Source organism: Streptomyces sp. Ru62 (genome assembly GCF_002920615.1).
Taxonomy (GTDB): Bacteria; Actinomycetota; Actinomycetes; order Streptomycetales; family Streptomycetaceae; genus Streptomyces.
On the sequence record NZ_PQSU01000067.1, the window covers coordinates 1 to 14898 of the forward strand.

Here is a 14898-nt window from a genome sequence, read left to right on the forward strand (position 1 = left end):
AACGCCGCCTCGGTGCCAGCCGCCGCGCGCGGCTACGACGGCGGCAAGAAGGTCCCCGGAAGACGCCGGCACGCCACCACTGACTGCCTGGTCCTGCTGTCGATGGTGCTGGTGTGTGCTGCCCACGTCACCGACCGCCAGACCGCCCGCATCATGCCGCCCCGCCTGCGGGCACGGTTCCACACGATCACGCAGGTATGGGCCGACGGCGGCTACAGCAGCCGCCAGGTCCCCTGGGCACCGGGAGAAACTCCAGCTCACGATGTGGATCGTCAAACACAGCGATGAAGGGATCCGTGGCTGCCGAGACGCTGGGTAGTAGCAGGCACGCCGGGATGGCTGCTGCGCTCGCGCCGCCTGGTGCGGGACTTCGAGAACAAGCCCGCCAGCAGCGAGGCGTTCATCTACTCCTCGCGAGCCATGCTCATGCACGTCGCCTCGCACGCCCGACATCTCGCGGCTGCCAGAACAGTCACGGTGGGGTTACGCCGCGTGAACCGCCCGGTCGGCGACACGGCCAGCCCGCCTCGCTCGGCTAGGTTCTGTCCGGCGGATCATGTGACCTTCCGACCGGTCGCTCGTTGGTTCGGTCATGGGTCGGGGGGATCTGACGAATCGCGAGTGGTCGTTGCTTGAGCCGCATCTGCCACCGTTGGGTGGCCGGGGCGGCCGGTGGAACGACCACCGCACCGTGGTCAACGGGATCCTGTTCCGGATCCGGACCGGTGTTCCCTGGCGTGACCTGCCGGAACGCTACGGCTCGTGGAAGACCGTCTATGAGCGGCATCGCCGCTGGTCGGCGGACGGAACCTGGGACCGCATCCTGCAGTCGGTCCAGGCCGACGCCGACCTGGTGGGGCGGATCGACTGGTCGATGGTGGGCGTCGACTCGACGTCCTGCCGGGCCCATCAGCACGCGGCCGGCGCCCGCAAGGCCCGGCCGCGGGTCCCGAAAAAAGGACGACGCCCCGGCACCACCGCCCCGACGAGGGACTCGGACGGTCCCGGGGCGGCCTGACCTGCAAGATCCACCTGGCTGGCGAGGGTGGCTGCCGCCCACTGGCCCTCCTGCTCACGCCGGGCCAGTGGGGCGATGCCCCGCAGATGATCGAGGTCCTGGCCCGGATCAGGGTCCCTCGCCCGCTGGGCGGGCGGCCCCGGACCCGGCCCGACCACGTCAGCGGCGACAAGGCATACAGCTCACGCCGCAACCGCCGCTACCTGCGAAGACGCCGCATCCGGCACACGATCCCGGAACCGAAGGACCAGCGGGCCAACCGCCGACGCAGAGGCAGAGAAGGCGGCAGACCCACCGCCTTCCAGCGCGACCACTACCGGCGCCGCAACGAGGTCGAGCGGACCATCAACCGGCTCAAGAACTCCCGCGCGGTCGCGACCCGTTACGACAAGCGGGCCTACGTCTTCCACGGCACCGTCACCGCTGCAGCGATCCGGCTCTGGCTTCGCCAGTGATCCGCCGGACAGAACCTAATACTCCAGCTGTAGATCGCGATCTTTATGTCTGGGCGGCTTGTCGCTGGTAGTGGCTGGTCTGGGATCGGGCCTGGTGGCGGCGTCGCCAGTGGGACCAGCGGAGCCGGTAGGCTGCCTCAGGTGCGGGCTGGACGATGAGCGCGGTGAACAGGTGCTGGATCTCGTTGCAGGTCAGCGGTATGAGCCCGTCCGGCGTCGGGTCGCGGGCCTGTTCGTCGGCGCGGACGACGGTGAGGAAGGCGTGGGCGAGCATTGCGAGGGTGACCCAGCGGTGCCAGGACGTCCAGCGTCTGACCTGGTCTTCGTCCAGTCCGGCCAAGCCCTTGCCGGACTGGAAGGTCTCCTCGACTGTCCATCTGCGTCCGGCGACCCGCACCAGGGTGGACAGCGGCACCTGGGTGGCTGAGTAGCAGCGGTAGAAGCCGAGTTCACGGGTGCGCCGGTTGCGGCGGACGAGGAGCTGGTGGTGGCCGGGCCGGTCGTCGGCGATGTCGGTCAGGGCCCAGTCGCTGTACTGGCGCTGCACCCCAACCGTGAGCGTGCCTTTCTTCAGGTCGCCGGTCTCGTCCACGACCAGCACCGCCTCCTGATGGTGCAGGCGCTCGACGACGAAGCTGCGGATGTCGTCGCGTACCGCGTCGGCATCCCACCTGGCTCTCGACAGCAGATGCTGCAGACCGTAGGGGGTCGTATCCCCGGCATACTCGGCGAGCGTCCAGCAGTTCTTGCGCGGCAGGTCCGACAGCAGCCCGAGCACGAACGCCCGTGCCCGGCGCCGAGGTTCCACCCGCACGAACCGCCCCGCGATACGGCCCATCAGCACCTCGAACGTCTCCTGCCAGCGGCCAGGATCTATGCTGTGACCTGCGGCCACCGTCTGATCTTCTGTCTTCACACACCGATGATCACCGGTGGCCGCACCCGTTCCCGGACCAGCCCCGACCAGCAAGATGAGGATCTGGGCCCGAGCACCAACTCTGGAGTTGAATCGGCTGATGGACATGTCCTCCCGAGAGATCCGCATGCCCCTCAGCGAGGTCGTCGCAGTACTGCAGGACCTGAACGAGTTCGTCGTTTCCCTCGACCGACTCGGATCCCGCCAGGCATCGGGAACCGCCGATGAGTACACCGTCGGCACATTCATCGCCGACTGGGATGTCGCTCGGCGACTGGCCCGCGCCCGACGCGTCATCAGCGTCGCTCTGGACGCACAACTGAGCGAGGAAGACAACGCCGAGATCGACGCCCTGTGCGACCAAGGCCGCTTCTACGGCACGGACAGCGCCATCAACCCCTCCACTGACCAGTCCAGCTGAGACAACAAGCGCATCGGACCGGACCAATCGAGGCGGGGATCAGTTCGGCACGGGACCTGGCACTCGACCAGCAAGATCACGATCTGCAACTGGAGTACTAGGCGCCTCGCTTTGGACCGCACCCCCTCGACCTTCGCGGGCACCAAGTCCAGCCCCAGCCCGGACGCGATCTCATTCGCCGATGCGGGACTGCCTCGCCAACATTGTCTTGCTGTGGCCGAGCCGGCCGCGTTCGGGCAGGTCGCCTCAGACCCGACGATCTCCCGGCTGATTGCCAGACTCGCCGCCTTGGGCGAGAAGGCACTGACCGCGATTCACGCCGCATTTGCCGGAGTGGGGGAACGTATATGCGAGTTGGCCGACGGGCAGGTGACGGTGAACCTAGACGACGTCCTCGTCGTCGCCCACTCCGAAAAGCAGGACGCTGCCCCGACCTGAAAGAAGACCTACGGCCACCACCCGCTCACGGCGTTCCTCGACCACGGTCCGGGAGGAACCGGCGAAGCGGTCGCCGACCGCTCTCCTGCGCCCCGACAACGCCGGCACCAACCGGTCGACGTCCTCCCGAATCTGGGGACGTCGCCTTCCTTCCAGGAAGGTAAGTACAGGCTTCTACGGCGCACCACCTGCCATTCAGGGACGAAAAATCGTCACTCAAGTGTGAAATGGTTTGCGGCACTCCCTGGAAGGGAATGAATGCTCAATTTTGGCGGGAGGAAGTGAACGGCATCCGCCGTTACCTCGCTTCATGCTCTTGTGCGCCAAGAACCTGCGACGTAGGCTTCCAGAGCCGGTTCCCCGAGGTGTTAATCCAATTGTGTGACAGCGAGAGGAAATATACGCAAAATGAAGAAGCATCTTCGTAGAATATTCCTTCCCATCATCGCCGTAATAGCCTCCTGGTCGATTGCCGCTACACCTGCTTTCGCTTACGACGAGAGCATGCATACGAATGATGGCGACCCGGGCGGAGTCGTCTACTGGACCGCCTACGGCGACAAGTTCGAGGTTTGCGATATCGAAGCGGATGGTTGGGCCGTAGTCGGGAGTATTGACACGTCGAAATATTATGACGGACCTTACGATGGTGGGTATTCACTGACCGTCGGCGGAAACGGAAAATGCGTTTATCGTGACGCTGGCGATGGGGGGGCGTACGACCTTCCGGAAAATACGTATGTCCGAGTCTACGTTTGCCTGTATAAAGACGGTGGTTATGGGGAATACTGCGATCTCTCCGTCTGGCTCAACAACTGAAGTCCCGGGGCGGTCGCAAACCGCAAAGGTTTGATCATTCATAGATCTATCGTGTGATTGGCTGCAGAAGTGAAGGCAGGGGCCCGGCGGCACGTCTTGCCGCCGGGCCCCTGCGGCCACCTTGCCAAAATTGCAGGGGCTCGATAACCGCCGTCCCAGACGCGGCGGCGGCAACCGCCTGCACGGCCTCGGCTCCGCGCGGGCCCTCACCGCCACCTGCCGAGCCCGGACCTGCTCCTACTCGTCTGCCTGGTCATCGCACGACGGGCGTACTTGGACCTCATTTCTTATGGCGTGATCACTCGTTGATCCGTGCATGACGGATCTGATTGAGCGGTTGGTCCCGGACGAGTTGTGGACGCTGTTTCGGCGGGTGGTTCCGCCGATACAGGTCATACGCCCGCAGGGTGGTGGGCGACGGCGGGCCGGGGACCGTGAATGCCTGGCGGCGATCGTCTTCGTGGCCACCTCGGGCTGCACCTGGCGGCAACTGCCTCCGGTGTTCGGGCCGGCCTGGCCCACCATCTACCGGCGCTTCGCCCAGTGGAGCCGGGACCGTGTCTGGGCCCGGCTGCACCGGGTCATCCTGTATGAGCTCGGTTCGCGAGGCGAGTTGGACTGGTCGCGGTGCGCGATCGACTCCGTCAGCGTCCGGGCGGCAAAGGGGGGCCACTGACCGGACCGAATCCGACCGACCGCGGCAAGCCGGGATCGAAAATCCACCTGATCAGCGATCGCAACGGACTGCCCCTGTCGCTGGGTATCTCCGGCGCCAACACCCACGACAGCCTCGGCCTGAAACCGCTGGTGCGGGGTATCCCGCCCATTCGCTCCCGGCGCGGCCCGCGCCGCCGACGCCCGGCCAAGCTCCACGCCGACAAGGGCTACGACTACGGCCATCTGCGTCGCTGGCTGAGCGAGAGAGGAATCCGCCACCGCATCGCCCGCAAGGGTATCGAGTCCTCGCGACGGCTGGGTCGCCACCGCTGGGTGGTCGAGAGAACGGTCTCCTGGCTCGCCGGCTGCCGACGTCTGCACCGCCGCTACGAGCGCAAGGCAGAGCACTTCCTGGGGTCGGCATCGCCGCAGCCCTCATCTGCCACCGCAGACTCAGCGGCTGAGCTGGCCCAGCCTGCTGTGTCGGTGGCAACCCATAAGGTGCGGTCTATGAGGAGGAGGTTCCGTGGGATTTTCGGGGCACGTGCTTTTTGCTCGCAGCAAGTGTCCGCTGCTGGAAGCACCCGTGTTCGACAGCATCGATCAGGAGCTGAAGGACACCGTGCGGGCGTGGTGGCCGCGACCGGGCGGTTGGCAGACCCTCCAGTTCGATCACGGACTATGGGAGGACGACTACCTGTCCGCCCTGGTCGAATGGACCGGCACACCAGCCTGCGTCGCAGACGTCTCTGATAGCGACATCGGCCTCGTGACCGGGCTTGGTACGAACGGGCAGCGTTGGCAAGCGTGGCTCAACCTGGGCATGGCCGCGGCACTCCTCGTCGAGGAACCCGAGGACCTGGACGACGTGAGCCTGTGGGTGAGCACACCCGAGTTCGACGAGGCTGTGAGGCGCAAGCGCACGGAGCTCCGAGCGGATGTTCCAGCTGACGCTGAAGGCGCTCTCCTTTGGGCTGCAGCGGCTGGCATCCCCGCCACAGCCGAGCAGTCCCGGATCGAGGAACTGCTGTGCTCGCAGGAGACCTTCGCGGAAGACCTCTTCAGCGCGCTGCTGGACGAGTTGGGCTTTCCCCAGGCCACCCCGCCAGCTCCAGAGCCATAAGAAACGACGTCTTACAGGCCGTAGGAAGGCGTGGGCGAGCATCGCGAGGGTGGTCCAGCGAATCCAGGAGCGGTAGCGGCGGACCTGGTGCTCGTCGAGTCCCGCCAGCCCTTTCTCGGCCTGGAAGGTCTCTTCCACGCGCCACCTTGAGCCAGCGGTCTTGACCAGCACTGTCAGCGGGACTGGCTCGGTGGAGTGGCAGCGGTAATAGGCGAGTTCGCCGGTGGTGCGGCTGCGGCGGAGCAGGAGCTGGTGGCTGCCGGCGTCGGGTCGGCGAAGTCGACGACGGCCCAGTCGTAGAACCGTTGTCCCTTCGCACCGCGTCCGGCCGAGAGCTTCTGCCAGGCTCGCTTCGGCACCTTCTTCACCAGGGCATCGGCGCGGAGCCTCCCGGCACCCGTGGCTATTTCGGCCGAGCAGGCCACGGCAGAACATAGCCGATGCCGCGCTCCTCCAGCGCCGCGCGCAGTCTCGGGTTGCTGCTGCCGTAGACCTCGTCACCCGTGACCCAGTCGACGCGGTGTCCGGCATCCCGAAACCGTTCGATCATCCTGAGGGCCAGGTCCGGCTTGGTTGCGAAGACGGTGTCCTCGCTGAGCCCCGCCGCCCGGCAGCGATCCGGATCACCCAAGAGCGCGGAAGGTACAACTCTCGGTTCACCGCCGCGTGTCCCCGGGCGTAGACGAGGCAGACCGCGACCTGGGCATTCTCAATCCGTCCGGCCGTGCCGGTGTACTGGCGCTGGACCCCGACAGTGTGGATGCCCTTTTTCACGTCGCCGGTCTCGTCGACGACGAGCACCGCGGCTTCGTCGCGGAGGTGCTCGACGACGTATTCGCGCACGTCGTCGCGGACTGGTCCCAGCGGGCAACGCAGCAGGCTCTCGCCGTACTGCCTGAGCAAGCTGGCCGAGTACCTCGACCAGGGCCCAGCCGCCCACGGCTGGGTGGAGGACCAGGCAGACCGCTGCGAGGGTAGCCACGCTGATCGGCCGGAAGTTCCACGTCTATTACAGCGTGTCCGGGGCCACCCGTCTCATGCACCGCCTCGGGTTCAGCCCGCAGATGCCGACACGGCGGGTGGCCGAGCGTGACGAGCAGGCCGTCGCGGCGTGGAAGGAGACGATCTGGGCGGAGGCAAAAGAGCGCGGGCGGCCTGCGAGGGATGGATCTGTTTCGAGGACGAAGCAGGGTTCACCCGCTGGCCGCCCCGAGGACGGACCTGGGGACGGCGCGGGATCGCCCCGGGCGTGACGGTCAGCGGCCGCCGTTCCAGACGGCTGTCGGTCGCTGGCCTGGGTCACGTCCGCTGGAGTGGTGTATCGACGGCCACTCGGTGATCTCGTCTTTGAGGCTATGCGGTGAGTTCGGTGGGCAGGACGGTGTCGTCGGTTTCTGACTCGATCGGGTGGAGTCGGGCCTTGGCGAGCAGGTCGAGCCCCATGTAGCGGCGGGCTTCGGTCCACTCGTCGTTCTGCTCGGCCAGGACTGCCCCGACGAGCCGGATGACGGCGGTGCGGTCGGGAAAGATGCCGACCACGTCGGTGCGGCGGCGGATCTCCTTGTTCAGCCGTTCCTGCGGGTTGTTCGACCAGATCTGCCGCCAGATCTCCCGCGGGAAGGCGGTGAAGGCCAACAGGTCGTGCTGGGAGGCGTCCAAGTGGGCTGCGGCCTTGGGGAATTTGGCCTCCAGCGCGTCCAGGACGTGCCGCATCTGTGTTTGGACCGCGTCGGTGTCGGGCTGTTCGAAGACCGTCCGCAGCAGCGTGGCCACCCAGGGCTGGGCCGACTTCGGGACCTGGCTCAGCAGGTTCCTCGCGTAGTGGGTGCGGCAGCGCTGCCACGAGGCGCCGGGCAGCACCGCACCGATCGCGTCGACGAGGCCGGCGTGGGCGTCGGAGATGACGAGCTGGACGCCGGACAGGCCACGGGCGATCAAGGAACGCAGGAAGGCCAGCCAGCCGGCGCCGTCCTCGGTGGTGGCGACGTCCAGGCCGAGGATCTCGCGGTGGCCGTCGGCGTTGACGCCGACCGCGATCAGCGCATGCACGTTGACGATACGGCCGCCCTCGCGGACCTTCTGGGTGAGCGCGTCGACCCAGACGAACGAGTACGGGCCGGCGTCCAGGGGCCGGTTGCGGAAGGCGGTGACCTGCTCGTCCAGGTGCTTGGCCATCGCGCTGACCTGGGACTTCGACAACTGCGTCACCCCGAGGGACTCGGCGAGCTTCTCCACTCGGCGGGTGGAGACACCGAGCAGGTAGGCGGTGGCGACCACCGAGATCAGGGCCTGTTCGGCCCGGCGGCGGCGCTCGAGCAGCCAGTGCGGGAAGTAGCTGCCCTGCCTCAGCTTGGGAACGGCGAGCTCGACGGTCCCGGCGCGGGTGTCCCACTCGCGCGGGCGGTAGCCGTTGCGGTGGTTGACGCGTTCGTCGCTGACCTGCCCGTACTCGGCGTTGCAGAGCGCGTCGGCCTCCGCCGACATGAGCGCGTCGGCGAACGTCTTGACCATCGCGCGCAGCAGATCGGGACTCGCCGCGGCAAGGTTCTCCTCGGCGAGGGCGTGCAGGGGCAGACTGTCAGGTGCGGTCATCGTGCTAATCTCCTTCGAGCTTCGACAACTCGAAGATCAGCCGGTGGCCGTTCTCATATCCGGGCCCTCACTCCGACGCCAGGCCAAACAGCCGGATCAGGTGGGAACCCGTACACCACTTCCCAGGGCGCAACCTCGTGGGGCGCCGCCGCACGGGCGTCGGGGGTTTCGTAGAGTCGCCTGGCTGGTCGAAGGGGTGGAGGACCATGCGCATCGCCATTGACGGGACACACATCGGAAGCCAGGCGGACCTGCATCGGTTTCTTGCCGGGCCCTTGGACTTCGGTCCGTACTACGGGCACAACCTGAACGCCCTGTGGGACCGCCTGAGCAGGGATGTCGAGCGCCCGGTCGAGATCGTCTGGGAGAACGCCGAAGCCAGTCGTGGCCGCATGGGTGACGAAGCGTTCGAGGCGATCGCATCCGTACTGGTCCGAGCTGCCAAGGAAGACGAGTCGAACGCGCCGGACGAGAGACTGACCGTGCGTTTCACCTGATGCGCAGTCCAGCGGGGATCGGTCAAACTTCGCTGCGACGCCGTCAAGGTTCGTTGAGACGGGTCAACGGTTCTCGTTGCGGATCATGCGGCGGAGGCTGGTGCGGGCAGCGGCGAGGTCGTCCTCGAGCTCGGCGACTCGCTGCCGGAGCTGTGTGTTCTCTGTGGTTGCCTGCCGTTCCGCCGTGGAGAGTCGCAGGTTCTCCTCGGTGAGCTCCTTGATGCAGTCGAGACCAGGGCGTGGTTGCCAAGCTGTTCGACCTGCTGCCCCAGATGAATGCGGGCTTGTTGCCGCAGCTGACCGTTCTCGGTTCGGAGCTGTTTGATCTCCTGTCGGGCGAGAAGCAGGTCGGTCTGCTCGCTGGCGGTGGAGACCTTCCGCCCGCTCTGCTGGTCCTGGTGGCCTTGGGCGGCCTGGCGGGCCCGTGCCTGATCGATGCGTTCGCGCAGGCCAGGGGCATAGACGAGCCAGCTGGAGACGCCAGCTTCTCGGGCGACCGCGGCGAAGGTGATCCGGCGGTTGTCGCGGAGCATGTCCTGGACGGTCTTGAGGACGCGTCCTCGTTTGTCGGCGCTGTCCCGTTGACGTGCGGCTTTGAGGATCTCTGCGGGTGTCCTGGAGGGCTTCTCGGACGTCTCAGCAGGCACCCGAGGGCGTCCTTGCGGATCACGGTCAGCGGCAGCAGCTTGTGGTCCCGGGTCGCGCGGACCTTCCGCAGGACCGCGCTGGCCTCCTCGATCTCCTCGCGCTCGTCCGTGGGAAGCTTGCTGAGCCGGTCGCGCATGGTGTCGGCGACGGTCGTGAAGGCGGTGATCTGGTCGGTGAGGTTGCGGACGACGAAGTCGTCGGCGTCCATGGCCTTGGCGGTCTCGCGGTCGGCCCGCAGGTCGTTGACGTGCTCGTCGATCGCGGGCAGGTAGGACGGGTCGGGGCGAAGAAGCCGCAACCGGCGCACTGGAAGCGGATCACGCAGGCTTTGCCGCCGGCCTTGGCGTTGCTGGGCTCGCGGCAGTTGCCGAACGGGACAGCGACCGACTGAGCCGCATAGTCGGCGGTGCTGGTGAACGGTGCCGGCCGTCCGGAACGGTCGATGGTGTGCTGCCGCATGGTCGTGATCGCTTCACGTTCCCGCTTCAGGGACACCTGGTAGTACGACATCGTGGTGACGATCGACCGGTGGTCCATAAGCTCTTTGAGCACGTCAACGGGGACGCCGGCGTCGGCGTAACGCTGGGCATAGGCGTGCCGGAACGCGTAGAGGAAGCTCAGCGAGCGGTCGAACGGCAGCCTGTTGCCGTGCTCGTCCAGTTCGTCGCTCAGCAGCACCGGGATGGCCGCGACCCAGTCCCGCATAGCGTTGGCCAGGTTGGACCCCACGTGCGCAATCCCGCTGCGGCCGGTGATCGACGGGAACTGGTACTTCTGGCTGCGGGAGGGAACCTCCAGCTGATGTCGACGGGACTGCCAGGTCCTGATCACCGCCGCGGTCTCGCGGGTGATCGGCAACTTGCGGCCGTAGCGGCGCTTCTTGACGTTGTCCCAGATAAGAGTGTCTTCGACTCCGCGGGTCTTCACGCACTCCAGCCGCAGGCTGGCGATCTCGACGGGACGGCGGCCGGTATCACGCAGGACCAGATAGGCCGTCTGCATCATCAGCTCGACGTCGGCCGGCTCCATGTCGCCGTAGCGGAAGCCCTCCCCCATCAGGGCAAGGTGGGCATCGAGCTGGGCAATGACGGGTTCCGGGACGGCCCGGCCTGCAGCGTCCTCCTCCAGCTGGCCGGCGCGGCGGCCGCTGTCCTGGAAGTAGACCTCACGCAGCGCGTCGGCGGCGATCTGCTGGAGCTCCTGGTCGCTGGCGCCGGCCTCCTGGGCGTCGAAGAGACGGGCGGCGTACTGCGGGGGCAGCGGGCACCGGCTCCGCACGCGTCTTCCAATGCAGGGCGCAGGCTTCCGTCCGGCCAGCGCTCGCCTGCGGCGATCACGCCGACCGGTCGTTCGGGGACTCCGTAGCCGTGGGAGGCGAGCCCTCAAGGGGCACATACGCAGCGTGCTCTCGCACGGTGTGCATATTCCACTGAGCCGCTGCGACGGGGTGCCGACTGCTGGCAGGATGTGCGGTCATGACGACGCCGGATGAGTTGGGGAGCGCCGCTTACCCCACGACGCCTGGTCTCACGATGCCGCAACCGTCGTCGGGCCGCCCCTTTGACGACTTGGTCAGGCAGCTCAAGGACGACTGCAAGGCTCTAGGGGTAGGGACCCCGGTATCTCTTCGCGTCCGAGTCGCGTTGAGGCGCCGCCTACAGCTCCGCCTCTGGAAGAGGATCCTGCTGCTCGGCGTCCTGTATTTGTTTGCGCTGACTGCCGCTAGCGCTACCCTCTATTGGGCGCTGCACTTCGGGCCGTGGCGAGGCGCCGTGGAAGGCAATCGTGTGATCTATTGGCTAGCGGGGGGGAACCCGCGTCGCGCAGGTAGCAGCCACTCCCTTTCGCCAGCGTGGGAACAAGCTCTCCAAATTGCAGGGGCTGCCGGTATCCTCATGTTCATTATCTTTGTGTTGCTTGGTATGTGGGCTGAGGTGCAAGTCGGGGCTGGCCGGGTTCGCTCGCAGTTGGCACAAATTTCCCTCGCGCGACGGTACGCGATCGTCCTAGAGTGCGCCGAGGTGATCCATGCTTGCGCACTCTCCCGGGCAGGTGGGGAACGGCGGCCGGCGCGCTTCAAGAGGATCTCGAAGCAGTTGAGGGCAGTGCGCCGTGCTGTGCTCAACGCGCACAGCAGCCGGGGGAGCGTGCCACTCTTCTCTCCGCGCAGAAGACGCGTGAAGTTGCATCAACGATGCGTGGCCGCCGCTTTACTAGAGATCGAGGCCAAGCTGGACCGTACTCCTAGCGATGCCCTACGCGAACTCGCAGAAGCCCTATTGACCATCGCTGATCGGTATTGCCAAGGGCGGGTGGGTGAACTCCTCGACGAAGAGCAGCTTACGGGCGTGCCGCATCAGCGGAACTGGGATGTGCTGCGATACCTCATCGCCCTGGTGCTCGCTGGGGTCGCTATCACGGGTGTGGCGATTACTGGTGTAGTCCCTGAAAGCGCGGAGACTTATGTTTACGGAATCTTGCTGGTCGCTGCCTTCGCTATTGTCCTCGGCCGTCACTTCAGACGCGCTTTTGATGTGCTCACCGTAATCACGGGTGGCCCGTAAGCATCGGTGTCGGCGGGGTGCAGTACTGCCCCGAGGGCTGCAGGTGCGAGCGCCCCGACCCTGCCGACCGTTGACCTGCTGCCGTCTGATGTACGCGGCAGGCCGGGCATCGGCGCACTGATTTGCTTGAAGGTTCCGATCGGGGGCGGCTGCTACAGGTCGAACTCGAGGTGCTCGATGTCGGTGAAGCGGACCTCCTCCAGCTGGCCGGCGCGGCGGCCACTGTCCTGGAAGTAGACGTCGCGGAGCGCGTCGGCGGCGATCTGCTGGAGCTGCTGGTCGCTGGCGCCAGCCTCCTGGGCGTCGAAGAGGCGGGCGGCGTAGCGGGGCGGAAGGGCGACGGTCAGGTGCCGGAGCCGGTCCTCGTCCGTGGAGCCGATCGGCGCGGTGTAGCCGATGCGCGCGCGGTGTCGATGACGATGCCGCCGGTGGTTGCCGCCTGCTGCCGGGCCCTGGCACGGATCTGCGGCTGCCAGCGCTTCTTCACCTCGCGCTCCAGGCGCGCGGCGAGGTCGGGGCGGGGTTTCTTGATTTGGTCCTTCACGTACCGTTCGACGGTGCGCTGGGAGATGCGCAGCATCTGGGCGACCGGTTTGGTGCCCTTGAGCTGCTTGACCAGGTAGCGCATCTGGGCGCCCGCGCTCTTGGGTGCCGGGCGGGTGAACGCCTTTTGCACCGCGGCTTCCAGGCCATCCCCGAACAGGCTCATCGCGGCCTACTCCCCGCTGCTGTGGTGGTCGGTGATGTGGGTGATCTCGATGTCGGCCCATCCGTCGGCGGTGTAGTGCCAGCTTCCGGCGCTGCGGGCCTGGCGTTCGGCGAGGAGTTCCAGGCGGGCCAGGAACCGGTTCCAGGGGCCGTCCAGGGCGTCGCCTTCGTCCTCGGTGAGGTTGGCCAGTGACTGCTCGGCTGCGTTGGAGACGGTGGAGGCGAGTTCCTGGAAGGAGGTGGCGTGGGTGGTTCCGGTGGTGACGCCGGATGCCGTGGTGAACGACCAGCGGGCCGCCCAGGGCCGTGTGTCGGCCTGCATGGTTGCGTCCCTGCCTCGCATCTCGTCTCCTACTCTCCGTTGTCGATGTCGGTGACGGTGCCGTCCTTGATGTAGCGGGCGAGGTTGAGTTCCGGGGCGTTGAACCGCTCGCGGACCTCTTCACCCCACAGAACCGTCTGGGTGCCCTCGTGCTTGACCAGGCCGGGGTTGATGCCGAGCTTGAAGCCGCCGGGCAGCGGCTTGCCGTCCCGGTAGGGCAGGAAGTCCAGCGGGCTGGTGCCGTTGGCCGCGTAGACGACGCAGTCGGACAGGATCGCGATGGGGTACTGCCCGGTGAACGCCGCATGCTTGACGATCTTGCGGTGGAGGTTGATCCGAGTACGGGAGATGACCGCCGCCCGGATGTCGGGCCGCCATGTCGGCCGGGACAGTGCCCGCCACGGCTGCCCCGGTCGCCAGCCCTCACCGCGCGGGCGCTCGCGGAGCTTTCCGATACCGCCCTTTACGGTCGCTTTGATCGCTGAGACGACGATCGCGAGGTCCGGGTCGCGGTCCTTGTAGCCGTCCATCGCCGCGAGGAAGTCGGCCGGCTCCATGTCCGCGTGGACGCCGAGGTCGGCCATCGTGGCGAGGTAGGCGTCACGCAGCCGGTTGTACCAGCCGTCCAGGTAGCGGCCGCTCTCGTACCGCACCCAGGCCTCGATCGGCTGCACCTCGTAACCGAGCTCCACCGCGTAGGCGACGGTGGGGGTGGCGTACCAGGCCGGGCCCTCGGGGCGCTCGCCCTTCGGCGTGAACGGGCTGGGCAGCAGGCTGCCGTCCAGCTCCACCCACTTGTCCTTGCCGACCTTCACCCGCGACAGGTCGACATGAGAGAGGTCCACCAGCCAGGAGCCGGGCAGCTTCGCGTCGAACACCGGGTTCTTGACGTGGGTGGGCGCGCCGAGGCCGACGACGAGGCCGTTGGCGCCGGCGGCGAAGGCCATGTTCACGTCGATGCCGACCAGGTGCCGCAGCGTGCACTCGGCATCCGTCATCGGCCGCGCCCAGTCGTACGCCTCCTCGAACAGCTTCTCCGCCGGGCCGCGGACATGGAACCGGGGCAGGTCCTTGAGGAGCGGGTGTCCGTCGGGCACCTCGCATGGCGCCGGGTCGACCGGGTCCTTGCCCAGCGAGCCGGGGTTGTGCTCGGGGTGCCGGCGGCCGTCGGCGTCCGGCTCGGAGGCGCGGGTCGGCGGGTGCAGGGCGGTCATCAGCTCCAGGCCGGTCACGGCGGTGGAGCCGCGCGGCGTCATCACCCGGGACGCATAGGTGCCCAGGAGCCGGGCGAGGTCCGCCGGCGGAAGCTGCCCGGCCTCGCCCCAGTGGCGGGAGTCGAGCGCATGCCAGGACGGGATGCACAGCTGCACGCAAGAGCGCTCCGAGCCCGAGGCCGGGCGGTAGATCCGCGCCCACGGGCCAAGCCCGCGCTTCGTCAGCTTCCACTCCGCGCGCGCCAGCTGCTTGACGACCTTGTGGCCCTCGGGGAGCCGCCCGGCGAGCCGTTCCTCATCAGTGAGGGCGACGGGGAGCCCGTAGCGCTCCAGGGCAGACTCGGTGAGCACGAGCAGCGGGTCGGCATCCTTACCCGGCCCGGACAGCTTCGACTGCCCCAGCTTCGCCTCCTTGAGCGTCCACTCCACCAGGGACGGCAAGGACTTACAACGGCTAACACAATGAGTTCAGTTGTCGGTGGGTGATCAGGCAGCAGGCGAGTCTA

13 protein-coding genes and 6 pseudogenes are annotated in these 14898 nt (G+C 67.1%); 10 read left to right on the forward strand and 9 right to left on the reverse strand.

Translation table 11 applies throughout. The features are described from left to right. The coding region (locus C3492_RS44050) for a transposase (protein WP_146075806.1) at positions 1–288 on the forward strand (288 nt) is incomplete at its 5' end. A 304-nt stretch (positions 289–592) separates the two neighbouring features. Further along, positions 593–1473 (forward strand): IS5 family transposase gene (locus C3492_RS43090; RefSeq protein ID WP_103818028.1). Its coding sequence is split into 2 segments (ribosomal slippage): positions 593–953 and positions 953–1473, totalling 882 coding nucleotides; the frame shifts between segments, so codons are not numbered across the junction. 43 nt (positions 1474–1516) lie between these two features. Here the strand turns inward: C3492_RS43090 and C3492_RS43095 are convergent. Further along, positions 1517–2311 carry a transposase gene (locus tag C3492_RS43095; protein WP_103818037.1) on the reverse strand — a complete coding sequence of 265 codons (795 nt, stop codon included), beginning with the start codon at positions 2309–2311 and terminating at the stop codon, positions 1517–1519. Between the two features lie 178 nt (positions 2312–2489). Between C3492_RS43095 and C3492_RS43100 the strand changes: the two genes are divergently transcribed. From C3492_RS43100 to C3492_RS43120, 5 genes and pseudogenes are all read left to right on the forward strand, one after another. Beyond that, on the forward strand, positions 2490–2810 hold the full coding sequence (locus tag C3492_RS43100) for a hypothetical protein (protein WP_103818029.1): 321 nt from the start codon (positions 2490–2492) through the stop codon (positions 2808–2810). A 187-nt stretch (positions 2811–2997) separates the two neighbouring features. Then, a pseudogene (locus C3492_RS46535) lies at positions 2998–3405 on the forward strand (transposase); the annotation flags it as partial. A 251-nt stretch (positions 3406–3656) separates the two neighbouring features. Continuing rightward, positions 3657–4067, forward strand: coding sequence for a hypothetical protein (locus tag C3492_RS44395; protein ID WP_146075807.1), 411 nt, complete (start codon positions 3657–3659; stop codon positions 4065–4067). 316 nt (positions 4068–4383) lie between these two features. Further along, positions 4384–5188, forward strand: a pseudogene (locus tag C3492_RS43115) (IS5 family transposase). A gap of 122 nt (positions 5189–5310) precedes the next feature. Further along, positions 5311–5847: a hypothetical protein gene (locus C3492_RS43120; RefSeq protein ID WP_258056251.1), complete on the forward strand. Its 537-nt coding sequence runs from the start codon at positions 5311–5313 to the stop codon at positions 5845–5847. Between the two features lie 403 nt (positions 5848–6250). Here C3492_RS43120 and C3492_RS47100 read toward each other — a convergent pair. Beyond that, positions 6251–6690 (reverse strand): annotated as a pseudogene (locus tag C3492_RS47100) (transposase). A gap of 143 nt (positions 6691–6833) precedes the next feature. On the opposite strand from C3492_RS47100, the gene C3492_RS43130 reads away from it, so the two are divergent. Then, on the forward strand, positions 6834–7100 hold the full coding sequence (locus C3492_RS43130; protein ID WP_258056252.1) for a winged helix-turn-helix domain-containing protein: 267 nt from the start codon (positions 6834–6836) through the stop codon (positions 7098–7100). A gap of 100 nt (positions 7101–7200) precedes the next feature. On the opposite strand, the gene C3492_RS43135 is transcribed toward C3492_RS43130, so the two are convergent. Next, positions 7201–8439: an IS256 family transposase gene (locus C3492_RS43135; RefSeq protein WP_103818032.1), complete on the reverse strand. Its 1239-nt coding sequence runs from the start codon at positions 8437–8439 to the stop codon at positions 7201–7203. A 206-nt stretch (positions 8440–8645) separates the two neighbouring features. Between C3492_RS43135 and C3492_RS43140 the strand changes: the two genes are divergently transcribed. After that, entirely contained in the window at positions 8646–8936 is a 291-nt protein-coding gene (locus C3492_RS43140) for a barstar family protein (protein ID WP_103818033.1), read from the forward strand. A gap of 83 nt (positions 8937–9019) precedes the next feature. Here the strand turns inward: C3492_RS43140 and C3492_RS43145 are convergent, their stop codons facing one another. From C3492_RS43145 to C3492_RS46540, 3 genes and pseudogenes are all read right to left on the reverse strand, one after another. Then, positions 9020–9583 (reverse strand): DUF6262 family protein, encoded by a 564-nt coding sequence (locus C3492_RS43145; RefSeq protein ID WP_258056249.1) that lies wholly within the window; start codon positions 9581–9583, stop codon positions 9020–9022. 25 nt (positions 9584–9608) lie between these two features. Then, positions 9609–10640 (reverse strand): tyrosine-type recombinase/integrase, encoded by a 1032-nt coding sequence (locus C3492_RS43150; RefSeq protein WP_308461192.1) that lies wholly within the window; start codon positions 10638–10640, stop codon positions 9609–9611. Positions 10641–10703: 63 nt separating this feature from the next. Beyond that, positions 10704–10844 (reverse strand): annotated as a pseudogene (locus C3492_RS46540) (XRE family transcriptional regulator); the annotation flags it as partial. Positions 10845–11761: 917 nt separating this feature from the next. Here C3492_RS46540 and C3492_RS44400 point away from each other — a divergent pair. Continuing rightward, a complete protein-coding gene (locus C3492_RS44400) occupies positions 11762–12148 on the forward strand; it encodes a hypothetical protein (RefSeq protein ID WP_146075808.1) in 387 nt (128 codons plus the stop codon). Between the two features lie 152 nt (positions 12149–12300). Here C3492_RS44400 and C3492_RS43160 read toward each other — a convergent pair. The 3 genes and pseudogenes from C3492_RS43160 to C3492_RS43170 all read right to left on the reverse strand — a co-directional run. After that, positions 12301–12857, reverse strand: a pseudogene (locus C3492_RS43160) (XRE family transcriptional regulator). A 6-nt stretch (positions 12858–12863) separates the two neighbouring features. Then, positions 12864–13178 carry a hypothetical protein gene (locus C3492_RS43165; RefSeq protein WP_258056250.1) on the reverse strand — a complete coding sequence of 105 codons (315 nt, stop codon included), beginning with the start codon at positions 13176–13178 and terminating at the stop codon, positions 12864–12866. A gap of 29 nt (positions 13179–13207) precedes the next feature. Further along, positions 13208–14839 (reverse strand): annotated as a pseudogene (locus C3492_RS43170) (transcriptional regulator); the annotation flags it as partial. Positions 14840–14898: the final 59 nt, after the last annotated feature.